General features: G+C 66.7%; 21 protein-coding genes. 16 read left to right on the top strand and 5 right to left on the bottom strand.

The genetic code is table 11. The features are described 5' to 3' along the window. The first annotated feature begins 38 nt into the window (after positions 1-38). The 9 genes from AC05QJ_RS18050 (at position 39) to AC05QJ_RS18090 (ending at position 9,800) form a co-directional block, all read left to right on the top strand. Positions 39-497 carry a (2Fe-2S)-binding protein gene (locus AC05QJ_RS18050; RefSeq protein ID WP_476742654.1) on the top strand — a complete coding sequence of 153 codons (459 nt, stop codon included), beginning with the start codon at positions 39-41 and terminating at the stop codon, positions 495-497. Then, positions 497-2,755: a xanthine dehydrogenase family protein molybdopterin-binding subunit gene (locus tag AC05QJ_RS18055; protein WP_476742655.1), complete on the top strand. Its 2,259-nt coding sequence runs from the start codon at positions 497-499 to the stop codon at positions 2,753-2,755. The genes AC05QJ_RS18050 and AC05QJ_RS18055 overlap by 1 nt, the downstream gene beginning before the upstream one ends. A 13-nt stretch (positions 2,756-2,768) precedes the next feature. Beyond that, positions 2,769-4,121, top strand: coding sequence for a c-type cytochrome (locus AC05QJ_RS18060; RefSeq protein WP_476742656.1), 1,353 nt, complete (start codon positions 2,769-2,771; stop codon positions 4,119-4,121). Positions 4,122-4,132: 11 nt separating this feature from the next. Continuing rightward, the gene (locus AC05QJ_RS18065) at positions 4,133-5,155 is read left to right on the top strand and encodes an XdhC family protein (protein ID WP_476742657.1); all 1,023 of its coding nucleotides are present in this window, start codon (positions 4,133-4,135) and stop codon (positions 5,153-5,155) included. Continuing rightward, the gene (locus AC05QJ_RS18070) at positions 5,152-5,733 is read left to right on the top strand and encodes a nucleotidyltransferase family protein (RefSeq protein ID WP_476742658.1); all 582 of its coding nucleotides are present in this window, start codon (positions 5,152-5,154) and stop codon (positions 5,731-5,733) included. The genes AC05QJ_RS18065 and AC05QJ_RS18070 overlap by 4 nt, the downstream gene beginning before the upstream one ends. Before the next feature lie 82 nt (positions 5,734-5,815). Further along, positions 5,816-6,745 carry an AraC-like ligand-binding domain-containing protein gene (locus tag AC05QJ_RS18075; protein ID WP_476742659.1) on the top strand — a complete coding sequence of 310 codons (930 nt, stop codon included), beginning with the start codon at positions 5,816-5,818 and terminating at the stop codon, positions 6,743-6,745. Between the two features lie 174 nt (positions 6,746-6,919). Continuing rightward, a complete protein-coding gene (locus AC05QJ_RS18080; protein WP_476742660.1) occupies positions 6,920-7,822 on the top strand; it encodes a DMT family transporter in 903 nt (300 codons plus the stop codon). A gap of 36 nt (positions 7,823-7,858) precedes the next feature. Further along, positions 7,859-8,743: an arginase family protein gene (locus AC05QJ_RS18085; protein WP_476742661.1), complete on the top strand. Its 885-nt coding sequence runs from the start codon at positions 7,859-7,861 to the stop codon at positions 8,741-8,743. An 85-nt stretch (positions 8,744-8,828) separates the two neighbouring features. Then, positions 8,829-9,800, top strand: coding sequence for a quinone oxidoreductase family protein (locus AC05QJ_RS18090; protein ID WP_476742662.1), 972 nt, complete (start codon positions 8,829-8,831; stop codon positions 9,798-9,800). Between the two features lie 179 nt (positions 9,801-9,979). Here the strand turns inward: AC05QJ_RS18090 and AC05QJ_RS18095 are convergent, their stop codons facing one another. From AC05QJ_RS18095 to AC05QJ_RS18115, 5 genes are all read right to left on the bottom strand, one after another. Then, positions 9,980-10,309: an EthD domain-containing protein gene (locus AC05QJ_RS18095; protein ID WP_476742663.1), complete on the bottom strand. Its 330-nt coding sequence runs from the start codon at positions 10,307-10,309 to the stop codon at positions 9,980-9,982. A gap of 65 nt (positions 10,310-10,374) precedes the next feature. Next, positions 10,375-11,241 carry a transporter gene (locus AC05QJ_RS18100; protein WP_476742664.1) on the bottom strand — a complete coding sequence of 289 codons (867 nt, stop codon included), beginning with the start codon at positions 11,239-11,241 and terminating at the stop codon, positions 10,375-10,377. 96 nt (positions 11,242-11,337) lie between these two features. Then, positions 11,338-12,693 (bottom strand): MFS transporter, encoded by a 1,356-nt coding sequence (locus AC05QJ_RS18105; protein WP_476742665.1) that lies wholly within the window; start codon positions 12,691-12,693, stop codon positions 11,338-11,340. A 181-nt stretch (positions 12,694-12,874) separates the two neighbouring features. After that, positions 12,875-14,533, bottom strand: a complete 1,659-nt coding sequence (locus AC05QJ_RS18110; RefSeq protein WP_476742666.1) for a GMC family oxidoreductase — start codon at positions 14,531-14,533, stop codon at positions 12,875-12,877. Positions 14,534-14,655: 122 nt separating this feature from the next. Beyond that, a complete protein-coding gene (locus tag AC05QJ_RS18115; RefSeq protein WP_476742667.1) occupies positions 14,656-15,594 on the bottom strand; it encodes a helix-turn-helix domain-containing protein in 939 nt (312 codons plus the stop codon). Between the two features lie 192 nt (positions 15,595-15,786). Between AC05QJ_RS18115 and AC05QJ_RS18120 the strand changes: the two genes are divergently transcribed. The 7 genes from AC05QJ_RS18120 (at position 15,787) to cyoB (ending at position 22,732) form a co-directional block, all read left to right on the top strand. After that, a complete protein-coding gene (locus AC05QJ_RS18120) occupies positions 15,787-17,445 on the top strand; it encodes a GMC family oxidoreductase (protein WP_476742668.1) in 1,659 nt (552 codons plus the stop codon). A gap of 9 nt (positions 17,446-17,454) precedes the next feature. Then, entirely contained in the window at positions 17,455-18,501 is a 1,047-nt protein-coding gene (locus tag AC05QJ_RS18125) for an NADH:flavin oxidoreductase/NADH oxidase (protein ID WP_476742669.1), read from the top strand. A 16-nt stretch (positions 18,502-18,517) separates the two neighbouring features. Continuing rightward, entirely contained in the window at positions 18,518-18,952 is a 435-nt protein-coding gene (locus AC05QJ_RS18130; protein WP_476742670.1) for a nuclear transport factor 2 family protein, read from the top strand. Between the two features lie 28 nt (positions 18,953-18,980). Beyond that, positions 18,981-19,418 carry a nuclear transport factor 2 family protein gene (locus AC05QJ_RS18135; RefSeq protein ID WP_476742671.1) on the top strand — a complete coding sequence of 146 codons (438 nt, stop codon included), beginning with the start codon at positions 18,981-18,983 and terminating at the stop codon, positions 19,416-19,418. A 30-nt stretch (positions 19,419-19,448) separates the two neighbouring features. Then, on the top strand, positions 19,449-20,363 hold the full coding sequence (locus tag AC05QJ_RS18140; RefSeq protein WP_476742672.1) for an alkene reductase: 915 nt from the start codon (positions 19,449-19,451) through the stop codon (positions 20,361-20,363). Further along, positions 20,344-20,544: a hypothetical protein gene (locus AC05QJ_RS18145; protein ID WP_476742673.1), complete on the top strand. Its 201-nt coding sequence runs from the start codon at positions 20,344-20,346 to the stop codon at positions 20,542-20,544. Before AC05QJ_RS18140 ends, AC05QJ_RS18145 begins: the two co-directional genes overlap by 20 nt. A gap of 214 nt (positions 20,545-20,758) precedes the next feature. Then, positions 20,759-22,732, top strand: a complete 1,974-nt coding sequence (cyoB, locus tag AC05QJ_RS18150) for a cytochrome o ubiquinol oxidase subunit I (RefSeq protein ID WP_476742674.1) — start codon at positions 20,759-20,761, stop codon at positions 22,730-22,732. The last annotated feature ends 19 nt before the right edge of the window (positions 22,733-22,751 follow it).

The following is a 22,751-nucleotide window of genomic DNA, read 5'->3' on the forward strand; positions in this document are numbered from 1 at the left end:
AAAATCGACACATCAACCGACTGATCAGCAGGTGAACCATGGACCTACGCATCAACCAGAAGACCGTCCAGGTCGAGGCTGACGCCGATACGCCCTTGCTCTGGGTGCTTCGCGACGACCTGGGCATGACCGGAACCAAATATGGCTGTGGACTGGCCCAGTGCGGCGCCTGTTCGGTGCTGGTGAACGGCAATGTGGTGCGCTCCTGCGTGACCCCGATCGCCGCGGTGGCGGGCCTCGAAGTGACCACCATCGAAGCCATCGAGGCCGATGAGGTGGGCAAGCGCGTGGTGGCGGCCTGGGTCGAGCATCAGGTGGCCCAGTGCGGCTACTGCCAGTCCGGCCAGGTGATGGCAGCCACCGCGCTGCTCAAGCACAACCCCCGCCCCAGCGATGCACAGATCGATGCGGCGATGGTCAACCTGTGCCGCTGTGGCACCTACAACGCCATTCATGCCGCCGTGCACGAACTGGCGGCGCAGCAGGAGCAGGCCTGATGAACACGCCCGTCGACGCTCCCGAAGCACTCACCGCCCTGCTGCGCGGCGAACCGGTCAACCTGTCCCGCCGGCGCTTCCTGCTGGCATCCGCGGGCACCGCCGTCGGTGCGCTGGTACTCGGCTTCGGCCTGCCCATGGGCTCGGCCCGGGTCCAGGCCGCTGCGGCCGCGACTGCCGAACGCGGCACCCAGGTGCCGGCCTTCCTGGAAATCCGCCCGGACAACAGCATCCGCCTGCTCTGCCCCTTCATGGAAGGCGGCCAGGGCACCTACACCGCCATGGCGCAGATCGTCGGCGAAGAACTGGACGCCGACCCCGCCACCTTCCTGGTGGATAGCGCGCCGCCCGGCGATGCCTACGTAGTGATGGAAAACGGCATGCGCATCACCGGCGGCAGCATGTCGGTGCGCATGAGCTACCCGACCATGCGCCGCCTTGGCGCCCTGTGCCGGGCCATGCTGTTGCAGGCGGCATCGGAGCAGCTCGGCGTGGCGCTGGGCGAACTGTCCACCGAGCCCGGCAAGGTGATCCACGCCGCTTCGGGCCGTTCCCTGGCCTACGGCGAACTGGCCGCACGGGCCATGGACCTGCCGGTGCCCGACCCGGCCAGCGTCAAGCTGCGCGATCCTGCGCAATTCCGCTGGATCGGCAAGCCGGTACGCCGCGTCGATGCCTACGACAAATCCACCGGCAAGGCCCTGTACACCATCGATATCACCCTCGACGGCATGCTGCATGGCGCCGTGCAGCACGCGCCGCGGCTGGGCATGACGGTGGGCGGCCTGCGCAATGAAGAACAGGTCAAGGCCATGAAGGGTGTGCATTCGGTGCATCGCCTGCCCGGTGCCGTGGCCGTGGTGGCCGAACGCTGGTGGCACGCCAAACGCGCGGTGGAAGCCCTTCAGGTGGACTGGCAGGAGGCCCCCGCCGACTCGACGCTGCGGGCGATGCCGGCAGACTTCTCCAGCGATGGCTTCCGCGATCAACTCGCCGCCGCCAAGGGCCCGGCCCGGGACGATGAAAACGAAGGCGACGTCGCCGGCGTGCTGGCCAAGGCGAAAACCACGGTCGAAGCCACCTACCATAACCAGTACCTCAACCACGCCCAACTGGAACCGCCCTCGGCCCTGGCACGGTTCAACCCGGACGGCTCGCTGGAGATATGGCTGCCCAACCAGGCGCCGGACATGTTCCGCGCCGATATCGCCAAGCGCACCGGCCTGGATCCCGCGCAGATCACCCTGCACTCACCGCTACTGGGTGGTTTCTTCGGCCGGCACTTTCTCTACGCGTCTGCCAATCCGTACCCACAGGCCATCGAGCTGGCCAAGGCGGTGGGCCGCCCGGTCAAGCTGATCTGGAGCCGGGAAGAAGAATTCCTCCGCGACGTGCTGCGTCCGGTGGCCGTGGTCAAGTTCCGCGCCGCGCTGGATGCCGACGGCCTGCCCGTGGCCCTGGAAGCGGTCAGCGCCACCGAAGGCCCGACCGAAGCCCTGGCGGGCAAACAGGGCGACAAGATCGATCCGACGGCGGTCGAGGGCCTGGCCGGCAAGTCCTATGCGATCCCCAACAAACGCATCGCCCAGATCTACGTCAAGGGCCCGGCCATGCTCGGCTACTGGCGTTCGGTGGGCAACTCGCTGAACGACTTCTTCTACGAGGCCTTCCTTGACGAACTGGCCGACAAGGGCGGCAAGGACCCGTACGAACTGCGCCTGCACCTGCTGCGCGACAACCCGCGCCTGACCACGCTGTTGCAAGCGGTGGGCGAGCTGTCCGGTGGCTGGAAGCGCGGGCCCTTCGCCGCCGAGGACGGCAGCCGCCGTGCCCGTGGCGTGGCCATGGCGTCGCCGTTCGGCTCGGAGGCCGCAGTGATCGCCGAGGTGTCCATCGACAACGGCCAGGTGCGGGTCCACGACATCTGGCAGGCGATCGACCCCGGCAGCATCGTCAACCCGGCGATCATCGAAGCCCAGGTCAACGGCGCGGTGGCGCTGGGGCTGTCCCAGGCGCTGGTGGAAGAAGCGGTGTGGCTCGACGGCAAGCCCAAGGCACGCAACTACGACCTGTACCCGATCCTGCCGCCCTCGCGGATGGCCCGGGTGCATGTGCGGATCATCGAGAGCGGCGCAAAGATGGGCGGCATCGGCGAGCCGCCCTTGCCGGCGGTAGCGCCGGCGGTGGCCAATGCGGTGGCACGGCTGACCGGGCAGCGGATTCGCAGCATGCCCCTGAGCCGCTACACCTTCACCTGACAAGGAGCGCCCGATGACTCGCAGCCGATTCGCAAGAACCGCCGGCTGGCTGGCGCTGCCGTGCCTGGTCGCGGCAGGCCTGCTGGCCTGGTACGTCACCCGCGAGCCCGCCTCGCCCTTCGCCGCCGTGCAGCCCGCTGCCGACGGATTCGACCCGGCACTGGTCAGCCGTGGCGAATACGTCGCACGCCTGTCCGACTGCGTGGCCTGCCACAGCCTGGCGGACGGTCCGCCGTTCGCTGGCGGCCTGAAAATGGCCACGCCCCTGGGGGCGATCCATGCCACCAACATCACCCCCGACCGGGAAACCGGCATCGGCGGCTACAGCCTCGCCGACTTCGACCGCGCCCTGCGCCACGGCGTGGCACCGGGCGGGCGCCGGCTGTACCCGGCCATGCCCTACCCGTCCTACGCCAAGCTCAGCGATGACGACGTGCGTGCCCTGTACGCCTTCTTCATGCAGGGCGTACGCCCGGCCCGCCAGGCCAACCCGCCCGGCGAGATCCCCTGGCCGCTGAACCTGCGCTGGCCCATCGCGTTGTGGAACGGCCTGTTCGCGCCCACCACGCCGTATGCCGACAAGCCCGGCCAGGATCCGCTGTGGAACCGCGGCGCCTACATCGTCCAGGGCCCCGGCCACTGCGGCAGTTGCCACACGCCTCGGGGCATCGCCTTCAACGAGAAGGCCCTGGACGACAGCGGCAAGCCGTTCCTCGCCGGTGCCCTGCTCGACGGCTGGTACGCCCCGAGCCTGCGCGCCGACCACAACACCGGCCTGGGCCGCTGGGACGAGACGGAGATCGTGCAATTCCTCAAGACCGGGCGTAACCGCCACGCGGTGGTGTTCGGCTCGATGACCGAGGCCTTCAACAACTCCACCCAGTTCATGAGCGACGACGACCTGGCCGCCATCGCCCGCTACCTGAAGTCCCTGCCCGGCGACCCGCAGCGGGACGGCGCACCCTGGCAATACCAGGCGGTCAACGCCAGCGAGCACCTGGACGCGCCCGGCGCCCACACCTACGTGACCCGCTGCGCCACCTGCCATGGCCTCGACGGCAAAGGCCAGGGCGAATGGATGCCAGCGCTGGCCGGTGCCACCTCGGCACTGGCCGGGGAAGACGCCTCGGCGATCAACATCACCCTCAACGGCTCGCAGCGTATCGTCGCCGCCGGCGTGCCGGACGCCTACCGCATGCCGGCCTTCCGCGAGCAGCTGTCGGACCGGGAAATCGCCGAGGTGCTGAGCTTCATCCGCAGCACCTGGGGCAATGCCGGCGGCAAGGTCGAGGCCAAAGCGGTGAACACCCTGCGCGGGCACACCGATCCGGCCAGCAGCAGCCCGATCATTCTGCACATGCGCTGAGGAGGTCATTCATGGAAAGCATCGATCTGCTGGTCCTGCGCACCTTGCGCGACTGGCGTCAGGCCGGCGAACCGGCCCTGCTGGCCACCGTGGCCCGCACCTGGGGCTCGTCGCCACGCCCGGTGGGCTCGATGATGGCCCTGCGCGGCGATGGCCGGGTGGTGGGTAGCGTGTCAGGGGGTTGCATCGAGGACGATCTGATCCACCGCTACACCTGCGCCCATGGTGGCGCCGGGATGCAGCCTGGACCGCCCGAAGTGGTGCGCTATGGCGTCAGCGCCGACGAGGCCCATCGTTTCGGCCTGCCGTGCGGCGGTACCCTGGAACTGATCCTGGAATTCGACCCCTGCGCGGCGGCGCTGGTGCGATTGCTCGACTTGCTCGACGGCGGCAGCCTGGTGCGCCGCGATCTCGACCTGAGCACTGGCGCGGTCAGCCTGACGCCAACGCATCGGGCGCAGCCGTTCGGCTTCGGCGGCGGGCACATGCTCAATACCCTCGGCCCCGGCTACCGTCTGCTGCTGATCGGCGCCGGCGCCCTCGCCGAATACGTGGCGACCATGGCCCTGTTCAACGGTTTCAAGGTCACCGTCTGCGATCCGCGTCCGGAGTACATCGGCGGCTGGAGCGTCGACGGCGTGGACAAGGTCCGCGGCATGCCCGACGACGTGGTCCGCGAATTCCATGCCGACCCGCGCACGGCCATCGTCGCCCTCAGCCATGACCCCAGGCTCGATGACCTGGCCCTGCTCGAAGCCCTGCACAGCCCGGCGTTCTACGTCGGCGCCATCGGTTCGCGGCGCAACAGCCAGTTGCGCCGCGAACGGCTCATGGAACATTTCGGCGAAACCGAAGCGTCATTGCAGCGCCTGCACGGCCCCATCGGCATCTACATCGGCAGCAAGACCCCGGCGGAAATCGCCGTCAGCGTCATGGCCGAGTTGCTTGCCGCCAAGAACGGCGTTGCACTGCCAGGTGCGCTCAAGGTGTCCCGGGCCAAGCGTGCCCTGGAGCAACGGGCACCAGCGGCATGAACCGCTGTACCGCCCTGGTGCTGGCGGCAGGGCAAGGCAGCCGGTTCGGCAGCGACAAGCGGCTGGCCCGCCTATCGTCCGGGCAGACGTTGCTGGCGGCGACGCTTGCGCGGGTGCTGGAGGTGTTCGACGAGGTTTATGTGGTGCTGCGCGTCGGGGATGATCCGCAGGCTTTGGGTATCCCTCCGCAGGTGCGTATCGTACGGGCTGAAAGCGCTGGCGACGGCATGGGCAGCAGCCTTGCGGCGGGCATTGGCGGGCTGGCAGACAGTAAAGCCGAGGCCGTGGCGGTACTGCTGGGCGATATGCCGTGGGTCGCTGCCGAAACCCTGCGCCACCTGAGTGCCAATGCCTTGACCGGGCAGATCGTGGTGCCGGTGCATGAGGGGCAACGGGGTCACCCGGTGCTGTTCGGGCGGGCGTTCTGGCCGGCGTTGATCGCGGTCGGCGGCGACCAGGGCGGGCGCCAGGTGATTCTGGATCACCCGGATCGCTGCGTGCGGATTGCGGTAGCGGATGTCGGGGTGCTGCGCGATGTTGATCGACCGGGCGATCTGCCGCACCTTCGGCATCCGTAGGAACTGACCGGTGATGACACCCTCACCCTGCAGACCTGTTATCTTGATCGGCGTATCCCCCTCGTGCGCACCGAGAAGCCCCATGAACATCCTCTTCCCCACCCAAGGCCTCGGAACCCGGGAGCGTTTCGATTACTGGCAGGATGTCGTCTGTTCCCATTTCGTGCCCACCGCCAACCGCCAGTTGAGCAACGACCGTTTCGACGGCTCGCTGACGGCCGCAGCCAAGGGCGGTGTGTCGTTCTCCCATATCCGCTCGGCGCCCGTGGAATATGTCCGTGCCCGCCAGGACGATGACGTCGACCAGTTCTTCATCTCCCTGACCCTGTGCAACGAAGCCTGGGTCGAGCAGGCCGGCACGCTGTCGCGCCAGCGCCCGGGCGACATCATCCTCTACGACAGCGCCCGCCCCTTCACCTGCTCCTTCCCCACCGGCGACGACCAGATCGTGCTGGGCGTGCCACGGGCGTTGCTGCAACGGCACCTCCCCGATGCCGAGCGTTTTCTCAACCGCACCCTGGAAAGCACCTCGCCCCTCGGCGGCTTTGCCCGGACCATGCTGATGGAAGCCTGGCAGGCGCGCGCGGTGTCGGACGCCATCAGCGAACGGCTCAACGGTGCCTTTCTCGACGTATTGTCCAGCGCCTTCGAAGCTGCGTTCGGCGGCAAGGCGCCGGCCAGTGAGCAACGTTGGGAACAGCAACTGGAGCGGGTCAAGCGCTACCTCCTGGCGAACCTTGAGCGCAGCGACCTGAGCATCGAGCAGATCGCCGCCGCCACCCACCTGTCCAGTCGCAGCCTGAGCCGGCTGTTCGCCGGCGAAGGCTCCAGCGTCATGCGCTGGCTCTGGCAGCAGCGCCTGGCGGCCTGCCATGACGCCCTGCTGGCAGGACGCTTCCAGCAGGTCAGCGTGGCGGCCCTGAGCTACGGCTTCACCAACCTCTCGCATTTCAGCAAAGCCTTCAAACAAGCCTACGGCCTCTCCCCGCAACAACTGCTGCGCCAGCCCTGACGCGACTGGCGATTCCAGCACACCTCTTGGCCTGCCAGGCAAAGCACCTGCATTCCTGAGCGCGCAGCATGGCTGTGCGTGCCCGTGACTGTGCCCCCAATAACAATCGCCGCCTGCCGCAGCGGTCTCTGATTCTTTTCGTAGCTGCCATAACACCAACAACCGAGGTCAACCATGAACCGAGGCTACGTCTATGTATTGCTTTGCTATTTCCTCATCGGCATCAGCTATCCCATCGCCAAGGACGCCATGAACCAGATTCCCATCTGGCTGTTCACCAGCATCACCTTTGCCATCGCTTTCGCTTTGCTCATGCCGTTCGTGCACTTTGGTGACCGGCTCGCCCTGCACCGCCTCGGCCTGCGGGCCTGGGTCGCGATCGGCATCCAGGCTCTGCTGGGCGCGGTGCTGTACACCGTGTTCCTGCTCTATGGCTTCGCCTCCGCCACTGCCATCGTTGCCTCGGTGTTCAGCAGTCTGGCGCCCGCTGCAGTGCTATCCCTCGCCTCGCTGTTGCTCAAGGAGCGGCTGAGCTTGAGAAAGCTGGGGGCGATCGCCCTGGCCATTGCCGGTGTCCTGGTGCTGACGCTGCCTGGTGCCGAGGGCGGCGGCGAGACCTCCCTGGCCGGGCTGGTGTTTCTGTTGCTGTCGACGCTGTCCACCGCCGCTGCGGTCATCGCCGCGAAGAAGATCGACGTTGACCTGCCGCCAGCGACCCTCGCCGCCGGCGTGTGCCTGGCCGGCACCTTGCTCACCCTGCCGATGGCGGTCGACCAAGGGCTGGCCTTCGACTGGCGACAGCTCGGCACGGTCAATATCGGGGTGATGGTGTATTACGGCGCGCTGGTCTGGGCCGTGCCCTACCTGCTGTATTTCAAGGGGGTGCCGCTGATTCCCGCCAGCGCCACCGGCATGGCCATTGCCGTGGTGCCGATCGCCGCCAGCTTTTTTTCCATCCTGTTCTACGGCGAGCAGTTGCACCTCACCGACTGCCTGGCCTTGGTGCTCGTGACCCTTTCAATCATTGCCGCTGAAGCCCGCGAGCCGCGCAAGGCGGTACTGGCGAATACCGCCTGACGGTGGTTTCCGTTTTCTCCAACCGATGGTGACCTGATGACCCACAACACCGATAAAACCCTCCGCCTGCTATTCCCGCAATGGCAAGGCGGCAACAACCCGCCCTACTTCTTCGGCGCGCAACTGCTGGCGTGGCTGGCTCCCGAGGCCAGCGGCCCGGTGGAGCAGGTGCCCGTGAGCGAACCCGACGGCCAGCCGCTACCACTGGAGGACGGCATCATTGCCCGTGCCGCCTTGCTCCGACAGTTGGAGCACGCCCGCCAGTTGATCGACAAGCACCAGCCCGAGCGCCTCGTGGTGCTGGGCGGAGACTGCCTGGTGGACCTGGCGCCGCTCGCCTACCTCAACGAGCGCTATGGCGGTGACCTGGCGGTGCTGTGGGTCGATGCCCACCCCGACGTGATCACCCCGAAAGACTTCCAGCACGCCCACGCCATGGTGCTGGGCAACCTGCTGGGTGAAGGTGATCGCGATTTCGCCGACACCGTGCCAGTGCCGCTGAAGCCGGCCAACGTGATGTACGCCGGCCTGCAGAAGACCCTCGACGTGGAAACCGCCACCCTGCAGCGCCTGTCCCTGCGCAGCGCCGGCCCCGCCGAACTGGCCGACAGCAGCGAACCGGTGCTGCAGTGGCTGCGCGAGACCGGCGCCCGGCACCTGGCGATCCACCTCGACCTGGACGTGCTCGATCCTGGCCTGTTCCGCTCGCTGCTGTTCGCCCAGCCGGACATTCCCGCCGACACATTCGACGGCATCGCCCAGGGCAAGATGCGCATGGAACAGGTGATCCGCCTGCTGGCCGATGTTGCCGAGGTGGTGGACGTGGTGGGCATCGGCGTGGCCGAGCACCTGCCGTGGGACGCCCTGGCCATGAAGAACATGCTGGCACGCCTGCCGCTGCTGGGTGATGCGCGGCGCTGAGTCGCGACCTTAACCGACCTCTCCTACAGCGCCCCCGGATTGTTCCGGGGGCGCTGTCCTGTTTGTCCCTGACTGGATGTGAACCATGAAAGCACTGGTAGCCACGCGCTTCGGCGCGCCTGCGCAAATGACCCTCGAAGAACGTCCCATGCCACAGATCAAGCCCGGCCACAGCCTGGTGAAAGTCCACGCCGCCACCGTCAACCCCTTGTCCTCTCTGGTGCGCTCGGGTCGGGTCCCGGCGGCCCAGGCACCGAGGGTGCTCAGCAATGACGGCTCGGGTGTGGTCGAAGACAGCGCCCGCTTCCCTCGCGGCACCCGGGTCGCCCTTTACGGCGGCGCACAACTGGGCATCAGCGAGGACGGCCTGCAACAGCAGTGGGTGGTGGTGGAAGACAAACGCCTGATCGAACTGCCGGACAGCTTCGACCTCGACGAAGGCGCGGCACTGCCCATCAACTACGTCACCGCGTATCAGGCGTTGAGCCGGGTCGGTCAGGTCCGCGCCGGCCAGACCGTGCTGATTTCAGGAGCCTCCGGGGCGCTCGGCCATGCCCTGATCCAGATCGCCAGGGCGCTGGGAGCCATCCCGGTCGGCCTCGTTTCCACAGCGCGGAAAGTGCCTTGTGCCGAGCGTTCGGGCGCCGCGACGGTGATCGACCTCTCCAGCCAGGACCTCAGGCAAGCGGTACTGGCGGCCACCGACGGCCGTGGCGCCGACCTGGCGTTCGACCCGGTGGGCGGCGAGCTGCTCGGGCAGTTGGTCGGTGCGCTGCGCACCCGTGGTGCCGTGGTTTCGATCGGTTTCGTCGGCGGCCAGACCGCCAGTTTCGACGTCGCCGACCTGGTGGTGGAAGAAAAACGCATCCTCGGCTACGACGCCTGGCTGGAAACGGACGAGGACGTGGCCGCGACCTTCACCGCTCTGCGCGGCTTCATCGACCAGGGCCAGTTGCGTCCACTGATCGATAGCCGCTATACCCTGGCCGACTACGAAGCCGCCCATGCGCGCCTGGCCTCCCGCGAGGCAACAGGAAGCATTCTGCTGCTGCCCTGAGTTCCAATAGCCCGAAAACCTGCCCTCCACCTTGTGGGAGCGGCTTCAGCCGCGATTGGCCGCAGAGCGGCCATAAAACCTGAGTCCGCGATGCACCTGGCAGACCCGGTGCTCAGGGTTTACGACGGCTTCGCCGCCGATCGCGGCGGTCCGGCGTTCCGGTGAATCCACTCCCACAATCAATCCGGGCACACAACGTGGGTGCTGAGCGCCAGTGTCACCATGCTGGAGAAGTCGATGAACCGCTCGCTGTCGGCAGCCACCGCCGCCAGCCGGGTGGTATACACCGCATCCGCCTCGCTGCGGTAGGTGTAGACCGACAACGCATCGAACCCGCTGTCGCAAGGGATGCCGCCAACGTTGTCGGTGGCCAAGGTCTTGTGCTGCACATAGCTGACCAGCCCCCGGGCTTCCCGGACCATGACCTGACGATGCGCCTCATAGAGCACCTCGAACTCATCCCGGCTGAGGCCAGGCTTGCGGCGGAAGGCAAAGGCTACGGTGAACATGGCGGTGAATTCCTCTGTAGGTGCTGCAAGAAAAAGCCCCCGGCGGGCGGGGGCATCACGAACAATCAGAATGCGTGGACGAAGCGCACCCGGGCGCCACGGGTCTCGAAGGCGTTATCGACCTTGAGGTCCTGGATGTATTCGACCTGCACGTTGTCCTGGCGGGTCAACTGCTTGGCCAGGCCGAACGCGACGGTCTGCACCTTCGAGCGGTCGTCCTGGTTCACCCCGCCCAGTTCCGTCTCGCCGCCACTGGCCCAGGTGTACTTGGCCGAGGCCCAGATCGTCGGGGTCAGGTTGTAGGCGTAGATGGCCTGGGCGCTCCAGACCTTGTCCTTTTTCTGGGTCTGGCCAAGGTAGTCGTCGTTGCGACCGAAGAAGTCCACGGCGGCGATCAGGTCCACCGTGGTGTTTTCGCCGAAGCCCTTGGTCATGCCGAACTCGGCGGTGTAGCTCCAGCGGTTGCTACCCAGGCTGGTGCCGGGACGCTCGTCGTTGTAGTTGCCGGTGGGCACGGTGACGTAGGGGGTGAAGGCGACCCAGGTCTTGTTCGCCGGGTCGTTCACGAACCAGAACGAGCTGAGCAGGATCATGTCGCCCATGCTGCTGCGACGGTCGTCCACGGCGCCGGGGATGTTCACGTTCAACTGGCCCATGGGCAGGATGATCTGCGGATCGATGATCATCCCGCCGACTTCCATGAAATGGACGTAACGGGCGATCAGCAGGTCGGACGAGAAGTCCGCGCCGATGTCCTTGCCGTCCGCTACGTAGGTGTTGGCCTGTTTGTGGGTGTAGTAACCCACGGCAAGGTCGACCCCGGCCGGCGCGGCGATGTAGTCCCGGGCCATGGCGTCGCCGGCAGCCTGGGCGGAGATTGAGAGGGACAGCGACAGGGCGAAGCCGGAGAGCGTGATGAGTGTCTTGGTCATTGGCGTACTTTTTGTTTTTGTGGGGAAAAGCCGTCCGCGAGGCTGACACCGAAGTACCAACCCGAGGTGTGGGGTCAGGGGGAAACGGGGTTGGCGTCAGCTCTTGGCCTGGCCGGCGACGAAGCGTGCAGGCGCGGCGGCACTGCGCTTGCGGCGGTGGTCGTAGAGCCAGGCCGCGGCGAAGAACACCACCACGATCAGCGGCAGGAACGACGCAGTCTGAAAGATCGAGCCAGCGGCATCGACCATCACCTGGTCATGGGCCGGGGTCCCTTCCTTGAGCGCCTCGAAGGCGGCGCTGCCGCCAGCGCTGGCGATCTTGGCCTGGTCGAACAGCTTGCCGAAGGTGGGCATCAGCACGTAGGTGGAGAGCATCCCGGCCGACGCGGTGATGCCGATGGCCAGCGAGCCGCCTTCGGGGAAGCGCTCGGACGTCCCGGCGAGCATGGTCGGCCACAGCACGCTGGTGCCCATGCCGAACAGCAGCGCGGCGAACAGCCCGGTGGCCGGGCTCGACGCCTGGCTGAGCAATGCCAGGCCGACGAAGGCGAACAGGCAGCCGAAGAACAGGATGCCGCTGGAGCCGAGATGGCGGTACATCACCCCGGTGAACAGGCGTACCACGATCTGCACGGTGTAGATGAAGGCCACCAGCCAGAAACCCTGGATGCCGACGATGCGGGTCAGCGTCAGGTCGATCCAGCTACTGGGCACCAGTTCCGAGGCCGAGGTGAGGAACATCGCACACAGGAACAGGTAGAACGCCGGCCGGGTCAGGGTGTGGCGGAACATGCCGGCAAACGACACGCCATTGGCGACCCGCTCGCTGGGCGGGTACTTGACCCGGGAAATCAGCGCCAGGGCGATCACTGCCGGGATGAACACCAGGCCCAGTTGCAGCTTCCAGCCCAGCGCCAGCTTCTCCACCAACACGCAGGCCGGCGCTGCGATCAGCATGCCCAGGGCGAAGGCGGCGTGGAACAGGTTGAGCTTGAGCACCTTGCGGGTGGGGTAAATCGTCACCACCAGCGGGTTCAGCGCCGCCTCGATGGAACCCCAGGCCAGCCCCTGCAGCAGCGAGCCGCCCCACAAGAGTTGCCAGGCCCAGGCCGATTCCGGCGTGGCCGAGACCAGGGTCAAGGTGCCGGCCAGGTACAGCAGCACGCTGAGCACATGAGTACGGCGCAGGCCGATGGCATCCACCAGCGGCGCCATGACGAAGTTGGCGATCGCAAAACCGAGGAACAGCACCCCCAGTACCTCGCCGATCATGGCGCCGGAGGTCAGTGGATTGGTGGCGTCGAAGAAATCGTGCTTGATGGCGCTGGCGGCATTGAGCCGCAGCAGCACCTCGAAACCCATGCAGAACTGGGTGATGAATGCAGCGATGAAGATCTGGGTAACGGGGATGCCTTGCAGATGACGAGGAAGCCCCGGTGGATTGCTGTGCATGATGGCGTGCTCCTTCACCGAAACACGTTCGGCGACTATCGTTTTTGTTGGTCTGGTTCGAAGCGGGTTGGCAAGGCGTGGACGGGTGGTGGTTGCGGTCCTCGGGTTCTGGTGGGCGGCGCCCTCCGTGCAGCCGGTGGCCCTGGCCGTGATCCCTGGCCAGGGCGCGAAGCGTGACCGGCTAGGCGGTCGCGAGTTGTTCGCGGTGGCGCAAGACGGCGCTGTCGTCGTTGCCCGCAATGAAGGTGGCGGCGCGTTCGGCGATCATGATGGTCGGCGCCGTGGTGTTGCCGCGGATGATGGTCGGCATCACCGAGGCATCCGCGACCCGCAGCCCCTGGACGCCGCGCACCCGCAATTGCGGATCGACCACCGCCTCAGGCCCGCTGCCCATGGCGCAGGTGCCGGCAGGATGGAAGGCGTTCTGCGCATGGGCGCGGACGTACTGCTCAAGCGCCGCCTGGTCGTCGCCGACGTCGGCACCGGGCATCAGCTCGCCGTCCATGAAGCCCGCCAGCGACGGTGCCTTGAGGAAGCGCCGCGCCATGCGTACGCCGTTGACCAGGTTCTGCAGGTCACGGGGATCGCTTAGGAAGTTGGCGTTGATCAGTGGCGGATCTTTGGGGTCGCCACTGCGCAGGCGGATCTGCCCGCGGGAATGGCTGGTCAGGCAGCACGGCGCCACCGAGTAGCCGTGGCTGGGCTCGCCATCGGCCAGCTTGCCCCAGGCGGTGGAGGCCATGGCCAGGGTGTGGATCTGGATCTCCGGGCGGCCATCGCCGTCCAGGTCCATGAAGCCGCCGGTCTCCACCAGGCAGGAGCTGAGAATGCCGCTGCGGAACAGGCTCCATTCCAGGCCGTGGCGCAGCGCATTGAGGCCACGGTCCTGGCCGAGCAGGCTGATGGGGTCCTTCAGCTTGCCGTCCACCGGCACCACCAGGTGGTCCTGGAAGTTCTCGCCGACGCCTGGCAGGTCCACCAGCGTCTCGATGCCGTGCTCGCGCAGGTGCTCGGCCGGGCCGATGCCCGAGAGCATCAGCAACTTGGGGGTGATCAGGCTGCCGGCGCAGAGAATCACTTCCCGGGTCGCCTGCAGGGTGGTCTGCTGGCCGTTGCGCTCGGCGACGATCCCGGTGGCCCGCAGGTTTTCGATCAGCACCCGCGACACCCGGGTGTCGGTGCATACGGTGAGGTTGGACCGCGATCTGGCGGCGCGCAGGTAGGTGCGCGCCGAGCTGCCGCGTTCGCCTTTCTGGCTGGTGATCTGGTAGTAGCCGAAACCTTCCTGGCGCTCGCCGTTGAAATCGTCGTTGTAGGTAAACGGCCTGCCCTGCTCGTCCAGGGTTTCCTGGGCGGCCTTGACGAAGGCTTCGCTGAGGACGTGGCGGTGGCGGTTGTCCGAGACCACCAAAGGCCCGTCGTTACCGTGCAGCCGGCCACCCAGGCGCTGGTTGTTCTCGGCCTTGCGGAAGAACGGCAGCACCTCGTCGAACGACCAGCCGTCACAGCCGGACGCGGCCCAGCCGTCGTAGTCCTCGCGCTGGCCACGGATGTACAGCATGGCATTGATGGAGTGGCCGCCGCCGAGGGTGCGCGCCTGCATGATCTGGATCGGCCGGCCGCTGACATGGGCCGAGGGTTCGGCGTGGTAGGTGCTGGTGCGCGGCGTGCCCATCATGCGGAAGTAGCCGCCGTTCATGCGGATGAACAGGCTGTTGTCGCCAGGCCCTTCCTCGACCAGCAGGACCTTGTTGCGGGGATCTTCACTGAGGCGCGCGGCCACCACACAGCCGCCTGCGCCTCCACCGACGACTATGTAGTCGTACGTCTGGGTACTCATATCATCACCGTATCGCTGTTGTACTTGTAGGTAGCGGATGACGACATGCTAGGGGGCGGCGGGCCGGCGCGGCTTGGGTGGCCGCGCCAAGGTATTGGTTGCTGGCGCCAGTCGCGCAGCGCTCAGCGGGCGTTGTCGCGCAGGAGCTGGTTGGGCGTGACGCCGTAGGCTTTCTTGAATGCCTTGCTGAAATGGGACAGGTCGTTGAACCCGCAACTGAGCGCGGCCTCGCTGACCTGGCGGACCTTGCGTTCGGTCAGCGCCTTGTAGCTGGCTTCCAGGCGCTGCTGCCACAGCCACCGGTTGGCGCTGGTGCCCTCGGCGGCGAACAGCCGGTGCAGGGTGCGCAACGACACGTTGTGCCTGCTGGCAACGTCGTCCAGATGCAGTTCCGGGTCGTCGAGGTGCTCGCCGATGTAGCGCTTGATCTGCTCCAGCGGGTTCTTGCGTGCGCCGCTGACGCTGAAGCCGGCGGCATTCTCGAAGGCGAAGCACATGATGTCGAGCATGCCGCTGGACAGCCGTGGCTCGTCGCGACCGCCCTGCCCCATGCCCCAGCCCAGCGATTCGCGAATCATCCCGCCGACCATCGCGCCAAACGGCGAAGCCGCCTTGAGCGACAGCGCCAGGGCCTGTTCGCGCCCCTGCAGGCGGCTGATCACGCTGTCCCGGGGGACCTTCACGGCGATGGTCCGCGAGCCCGCCGGGTAGGCGATGCTCGACGGTGCCGAGGCGCTGTACAGGGCGACATCGCCGGGCAGCAGGATGGCCTGGCGATCGTACTGCTCCAGCACGCCAGTACCGGTGACCTGCAGCACCAGCTGGAAATGCTCCTCGGTCCGCCCCTTGAGCTGGGCCGGTCCGCGGTAGTACTCCATGGCCGGCGACACCACGTCGATCAGGTCCAGGCTGCCCAATTGGCAGCCCTTCATTTCGCCATGGAACGGGCGGTCGCTCTGCTGCCGGCAATCGACGGTGAGGAAGGTCTCGCAGATGGCTTCGGTCCAGTAGGCAAGGCGCTTGCGCTGGTCTATCGAGCCGGTGTTGAAGGCATTGAACATGGCGGGCGGGCCTCGCGATCAGTGATCTGTCGTTATTTTGTTAACAAGTTAATTGTTGTGTATTTCATTCGTCAACAGCCCCTCGTCCAGCGGATTGGCGTGCCCGACCCAACGTCTGGCGCGGGCAACCAAGCGTCCACGAGCCGCCCTTCGTAGCCTTCTCCCAAAGACAAAAACAACAAGGCGTTCGATATGCAAACTGCCCCGGGCCCTGATGGCCGCAACACCTTCGACTACATCGTGATCGGCGGCGGCGCCGCTGGCTGCGTGGTGGCCGCCCGCCTCAGCGAGGATCCCGCCAACCGCGTCCTGCTGCTGGAAGCCGGGCCTCACGCCCGTCATCCGCTGATCAGGATGGCCGGCGGCTATTTCAAGATTCACGGTACCTCACGCACCTTCCTGTTCAAGAGCGAGCCGACGCCCGGCGCCAACGGCCGGCAGATGCCGCTGCTGCAGGGGCGCACCCTGGGTGGCGGCACGGCGGTCAACGCCATGTGCTACAGCCGTGGCCAGGCCGAGGACTACGACGGTTGGGCCGCCGCGGGCTGCGCCGGCTGGCGCTACGACGAGGTACTGCCGTTCTTCAAGCGCGCCGAATGCAACAGCCGCCTGGCCGGCAAATACCACGGCACCGACGGCCCGCTGCGGGTCTCCGACGGCGTTCATCGCCACCCGCTGAGCGACGCCTTCATCGTCGCCGCGCAGCAGGCCTCGGGCGCGCCCGGCCTGCCGGCGGCGTTCAACCACGATTTCAATGGCGAAAAGCAGGCCGGCGTCGGCTTCTACCAGACCATGAGCTACCGCGGCGAACGCAGCAGCAGCTACATCGCCTACATCGAGAAAGCACAGCAGCGCCGCAACCTCACCGTGTGGACCGACAGCAGCGTGCTGAAGATCCTCTTCGACGGTACCCGCGCCAGCGGCGTACGGATGCGCCGCGAAGGCCAGGTCCAGGAGGTGATGGCGAGCGCGGAAATCGTGCTCTCGGCCGGCGCCTTCATGTCGCCCAAGCTGCTGATGCTCTCCGGCATCGGCCCGGCGGATCACCTGCGTGAGCACGGTATCGAGCCGCTGGTGGACCTGCCCGGCGTCGGCCAGAACTACCAGGACCACGTCCTGGTGCCGGTGGATGCCGACCTCAAGGAGCCCATCAGCCTCATGGGCCAGGACCGCGGCTGGCGGGCGGTGTCCAACGGTCTGCAATGGATGCTGTTCCGCAGCGGCGTACTGACCTCGAACATCGTCGAGTGCGGCGCGTTCTTCGATACCGATGGCGATGGCCGCTCGGAAATCCAGCTCAATGCACTGGCGGCCTCGTCCTGCGGCTGGGGCGACCCGATCCCGCAAGTGCACCGTTTCTCCCTGGCGCCGCTGTGCAACACCTGCCATTCCCGCGGCGAAGTACGGCTGCGCAGCGCCGACCCCGACGCCCTGCCAATGGTGCATGGCAATTACCTCGGCGCGCAGCAAGAGGTCGACAACCTGGTCGCGGGCATCCGCCTGGCGCGCAAGGTCATGGCCGCCCCGGCCCTGGCCCGGCTGCTCAAGGCCGAGTCACTGCCCGGCCCCGGTGTCGGCGACAGCGATGCCGAGCTGCAAGCCTATGTCCGCGCCCGTGCCGGCACCGCGCTGCACCCCGCCGGCACCTGCGCCATGGGCATCGGCCCCGACGCCGTGGTCGATCCGCAGTTGCGCGTGCGGGGCGTACAGGGCCTGCGGGTGGCCGATGCCTCGGTCATGCCCACCATCGTCCGCGGCAACACCGCCGCGCCCACCATCATGATCGCCGAGCGCGCGGCAGACTTCATTCGCACTGAAGCCGCAAGCGAGCCGCGCCGGGCGACCGCCTAGAGGACCACCATGAGCACGATCTTCCAGCCGCTGACCTTGCGCGGCGTAACCCTGAAAAACCGCATCGTCATGGCGCCGATGCTGATGTACACCGGCCAGGACGACGGCCAGGTCAACGACCTGCACCTGGCCCACTACGCCGCCCGCGCCCTGGGCGGTGTCGGCCTGATCACCTCGGAAGTGGTGGCGGTGCAACCTCGCGGACGCATCAGCCACACCGACCTGGGCCTGTGGGACGACAGCCAGATCGAAGGCCTGGCGCGCCTGGCGCAACTGATCCACACCTGCGGCGCCAAGTGCACCCTGCAACTGGCCCATGCCGGACGCAAGTCGATGGTCGAGGGCGACATCTTCGCGCCCTCGGCCATTGCCCACAGCGAGCAGCACCGCACCCCGCTGGAACTGGAGATCGCGCAGATCGAGGCCATCGTCCAGGCCTTCGCCGACGCCGCCCGCCGCGCCATCGACACCGGCTTCGACTGCCTGGAGATCCACGCGGCCCACGGCTACCTGATCCACGAGTTCCTGTCGCCGCTGAGCAACCGTCGCGAGGACCGCTACGGCGGCTGCGAGGAAAACCGCAACCGCCTGCTGTTGGAGATCGTCGCCGCCGTGCGTGACGTGTGGCCCCAGGACCGGCCGCTGATCGTGCGCCTGTCTGCCGAAGACAAGGCCGGCGATGGCGGCAACCATCTTGAAGTGACCACCCGCCTCGCCCAGTCGCTGAAGGCCCTGGGCGTTGACCTGCTGGGCATCTCCGCCGGCGGCCTGGCGCCGACCTTCAACGGCCAGATCGTGCCCGGCTACCAGGTGCCCTACGCCGCGCATATCCGCCAGCAGGTCGGTATTCCGGTGGGCTGCAACGGCTCGATCACCTCCAGCGAACTGGTCGAATCCATCCTGTTCTCCGAGTCCGCCGACCTGGTCTACATCGGTCGCGAACTGCTGCGCAATCCGTTCTGGCTGCTGAACGTCGCCCGCACGGCCGGCGTCGAGCCGCCCCTGGCGATCCCCGCCTACGCCCGCGCGACCGGGCCCTACGAACGCGGCCACTGAGAAGGAGTACCCGCCGATGAACACCGAACAGCAACGCCAGGCCGCCCGCCACCAGATCCTGCAACGGCTCCACGAATACTGCTGGGGCTACGACAGCAACGACATGCCGCTGCTGGGCAGCGTCTTTACCGAAGACGCCAGCAGCGGCGGCTTCGTCGCCGGCGCCGAGGTGGCCTGGGGCCCGTGGAGCGGCAAGGCCAGCATCGTCGAGGCGCTGAGCGCGATCCGCAATTCCCAGCCCGACCGCCGCCGCCATGTGGTGGACAGCTACCTCTTCGATGAACTGGACGAGCAGCGTGCCGAAGTCCGGCTCTACGTCTCGATCTTTTCCTACGCCAACGGCCAGCCACCGCACCTGGTCACCACCGGCGAATACAGCTTCACCGCCGTGAATAGCGGCGACCGCTGGCGCCTGAGCCGCCTCGACGAAGTGCTCGACAGCGCTTTCTGACCCCTTTTCCGAACAAGGAGCACGCGACATGACCCACACACAGGATTTCGACTGGACCCAGGCGCAGGCGGCACTGGAGCCGCTGCACCGCTACGGCTGGGGCTACGACGCCGGCGACATGCAACTGATGGGCTCGGCCTTCGCGGAAGACGCCAGCACCGGCGGCGTGGTGAGCAATTCCAGCAGCGGCTGGGGGCCCTGGACCGGCCGCACGGCCATCGTTGCCGGGCTGCAGGCAGTACGCGACGGCCAGACGGACCGGCGTCGCCACGTCATCACCACGCCGATGTTCCTCAGCCTGTCCAGCGAACGCGCCGTGCTCAAGGCCCTGCTCTCCTGCTACTCGATCCCGCCGGGCGAGCAACCGCGGCTGGCCACCACCGGCGAATACCTGGCCGAGCTGTCGCGGGTCGACGGCACCTGGCGCATCGACCGCCTCGACGCCGTGCTGGACGGCGAGTTCTGAGCCCTCACCTTCACCAAGGAATCACCCTTCATGACATCCCTTCTCGAACCCTATCGCCTTGGCGACCTCGATCTGCCCAACCGCCTGGTCATGGCGCCCCTCACCCGTGCCCGCGCCGGGCTCGATGGCGTGCCCACCGCACTGATGGCCGAGTACTACGCGCAGCGGGCCAGCGCCGGACTGCTGGTGTCCGAAGCGACCAACGTCAGCCCGATGTCGTGCCCGTTCGAACGGGCGCCGGGGCTGTTCAGCGCGGCCCAGGTCGACGGCTGGAAAGCGGTCACCGGCAGGGTCCACGAAGCCGGCGGGCGCATCGTCGCCCAGCTCTGGCATGGTGGCCGCATCGGTGCCATGGGCACCCTGGGCTGGGCCGAGCCGCTGTCGCCGTCCGGCTTCAACGATGACGTCGACAGCCTGCACGTCTGGGCGTTGCTGCAGAACGACAACTACGTGCGCATCAGTGCCACGCCGTCGCGGGCCATGACCCTGGACGAGGTGCGGGCGACCATCGCCGAGTACCGCGAGGCAGCCCGCAACGCTCTCGCCGCCGGCTTCGACGGCGTAGAGATCCACGCCGCCAACGGCTACCTGCCGCACCAGTTCCTGTCGGCGCGGGTCAACCAGCGCACCGATGAATACGGCGGCTCCATCGCCAACCGTGCGCGTTTTTTGCAGGACATCGTCGAGGCCGTGGCCGAAGTGGTACCCGCCGGGCGCATCGGTGTGCGGCTGTCGCCCTTCACCACCTACAACAGCGCCCAGGACGACTTCGCGGCCGATACCTATGCCTTCGTCGGGCGGATGCTGCAGGAGCGCGGGGTGGGCTACGTCCATATCGCCGATGTCAATGGCTGGTACGGGGCGCCGGATCTGGAAAGGATCCTGGGGATTCTCGACGGCAGCTTCGAAGGCGCGTTGATCGCCAATGGCGGGCTTGGACCTTGAGCAGGCCGAAACGCTGGTGAACGACCGGCGCGTGCCGCTGGTGGGCTTTGGCCGGTATTTCCTGGCCAATCCGGACCTGGTGGAGCGTATTCGCGACAAGGCACCGCTCAATGCCCTGGCCGAGCGTGGGTTGTATGCCGGTGGGGCGCAGGGGTATACGGACTATCCACGATATCGATAAAACCGCTCTGGGCGTTGCGGCGCCCAGTAGATCGAGCGCCGCCCGGGCGGCGCTTTGCGTCCAGCTTCGTTCCCGACCTACGACAGGGCGCCAGCCCTGCCGCAGTCCCGCACCATGAACCGCCCGTCACTTTTCCCGGCGCCCCGATCCAACCCTTTCCATCCCGCCGCTTCCAATGCTCAGTCCTCCCCTGCCCACAAGGAGCAAACCCGGCATGTTGGGCAAACTCAGCCTGGACGCGATCCCCTTCGACGACCGCATCATCATGACCACCCTGGCGGTGGTCGGCCTGATCGCGCTGGCCGGCCTGATGACCATCACCGCCAGGCGGAAATGGGGCTACCTGTGGCGGGAATGGTTCACTACCCTGGACCACAAGCGTATCGGCGTGATGTATATCGTCGTTGCCCTGGTGATGCTGCTGCGCGGCTTCGCCGATGCCATCCTGATGCGCACCCAGCAAGCCATGGCCGCAGGCGGCTCTGCCGGCTACCTGCCACCGGACCATTACGACCAGATTTTCACCGCCCACGGGGTGATCATGATCTTCTTCATGGCCATGCCACTGGCGGTGGGCCTGATGAATATCGTGGTGCCGCTGCAGATCGGCGCTCGCGACGTCGCGTTTCCCTTCGTCAATGCCCTGAGCTTCTGGCTGTTCGTCGCCGGGGCGATGCTGGTCAACCTGTCGCTGGGCATCGGCGAGTTCGCCCGCACCGGCTGGGTCGCCTATCCGCCGTTGTCCGGCATCGCCTACAGCCCCGGGGTCGGGGTGGATTACTACATCTGGTCGCTGCAGATCGCCGGGGTCGGCACCTTGCTCACCGGCATCAACTTCTTCGTCACCATCCTGAAAATGCGCGCCCCCGGCATGACCCTGTTCCGCATGCCGGTATTCACCTGGACCGTGCTGTGCACGGCAGTCCTGATCCTCGCCGCCTTCCCCATTCTCACCGCCACGCTGTTCCTGCTCAGCCTCGACCGCTATCTGGACATGCACCTGTTCACCAACGAACTGGGCGGCAACCCGATGATGTACGTGAACCTCATCTGGGCCTGGGGACACCCGGAGGTGTACATCCTGATCCTGCCGGCGTTCGGCATCTTTTCCGACGTGGTATCCACCTTCGCCCGCAAGCGGCTGTTCGGCTACCACTCGCTGGTGTGGGCGACGCTGATCATCACCCTGCTGTCGTTCGTGGTCTGGGTGCATCACTTCTTCACCATGGGCGCCGGGGCCAGCGTCAACGCCTTCTTCGGCATCATGACCATGATCATCGCCGTGCCCACTGGAGTGAAAATCTTTACCTGGCTGTTCACGATGTATCGCGGCAGGGTGCGTTTCGAGACGCCCATGCTGTGGACCCTCGGCTTTATCGTCACCTTCAGCATCGGCGGCATGAGCGGCGTGCTGCTGGCGGTGCCCGGAGCGGACTTTCTGCTGCACAACAGCCTGTTTCTGGTGGCGCATTTCCATAACGTGATCATCGGCGGCGCGGTGTTCGGCTATCTGTGCGGCCTGACCTACTGGTTTCCCAAAGTCTTCGGCTTTCGCCTCGACGACCGCCTGGGCCGCACCGCGTTCTGGTGCTGGCTGATCGGTTTCTACTTCGCCTTCATGCCCTCCTACGCCCTCGGTTTCATGGGCATGACCCGCCGTCTCGCCCATTTCGATGAACCGCAGTGGCGGCCTTTTCTGCTGGCCGAATTGCTGGGCGTCGGCATCATTCTCTGCGGCGTGATCTGCCAGATCCTGCAACTGGTGGTGAGCATCCGCCAGCGCGGGGCCAACCCTGACCGGAGCGGCGATCCCTGGGATGGTCGGACCCTGGAGTGGTCCACGCCTTCTCCACCACCGCCCTACAACTTTGCCAGGCTGCCTGTGGTGGACGGCCTCGATGCCTACTGGGGCATGAAAGAACGTGGACGCCAGGCCGCCGAAGACGGCGACTTGCAGGATATCCACCTGCCGCGCAACACCGCGCTGGCGTTGCTGCTCGGCCTGCTCAGCCTGATCGTCGGCTTTGCCCTGGTCTGGCATATCTGGTGGCTGGCCGGCACCGCGCTGCTGGCGTGCATCATGGTGCTGGTGGTGCGCAGCGAGGACGAGCAGCAGGCGTACTGCCTGTCGGCCGACGACGTGGCGCGGATCGAAGCGCAACACCGGCAGCGCGCGGGCGGCGCCTGATCTCGAAAACGCGGAAACA

The sequence above is a fragment of the Pseudomonas sp. TUM25319 genome, from assembly GCF_056388475.1.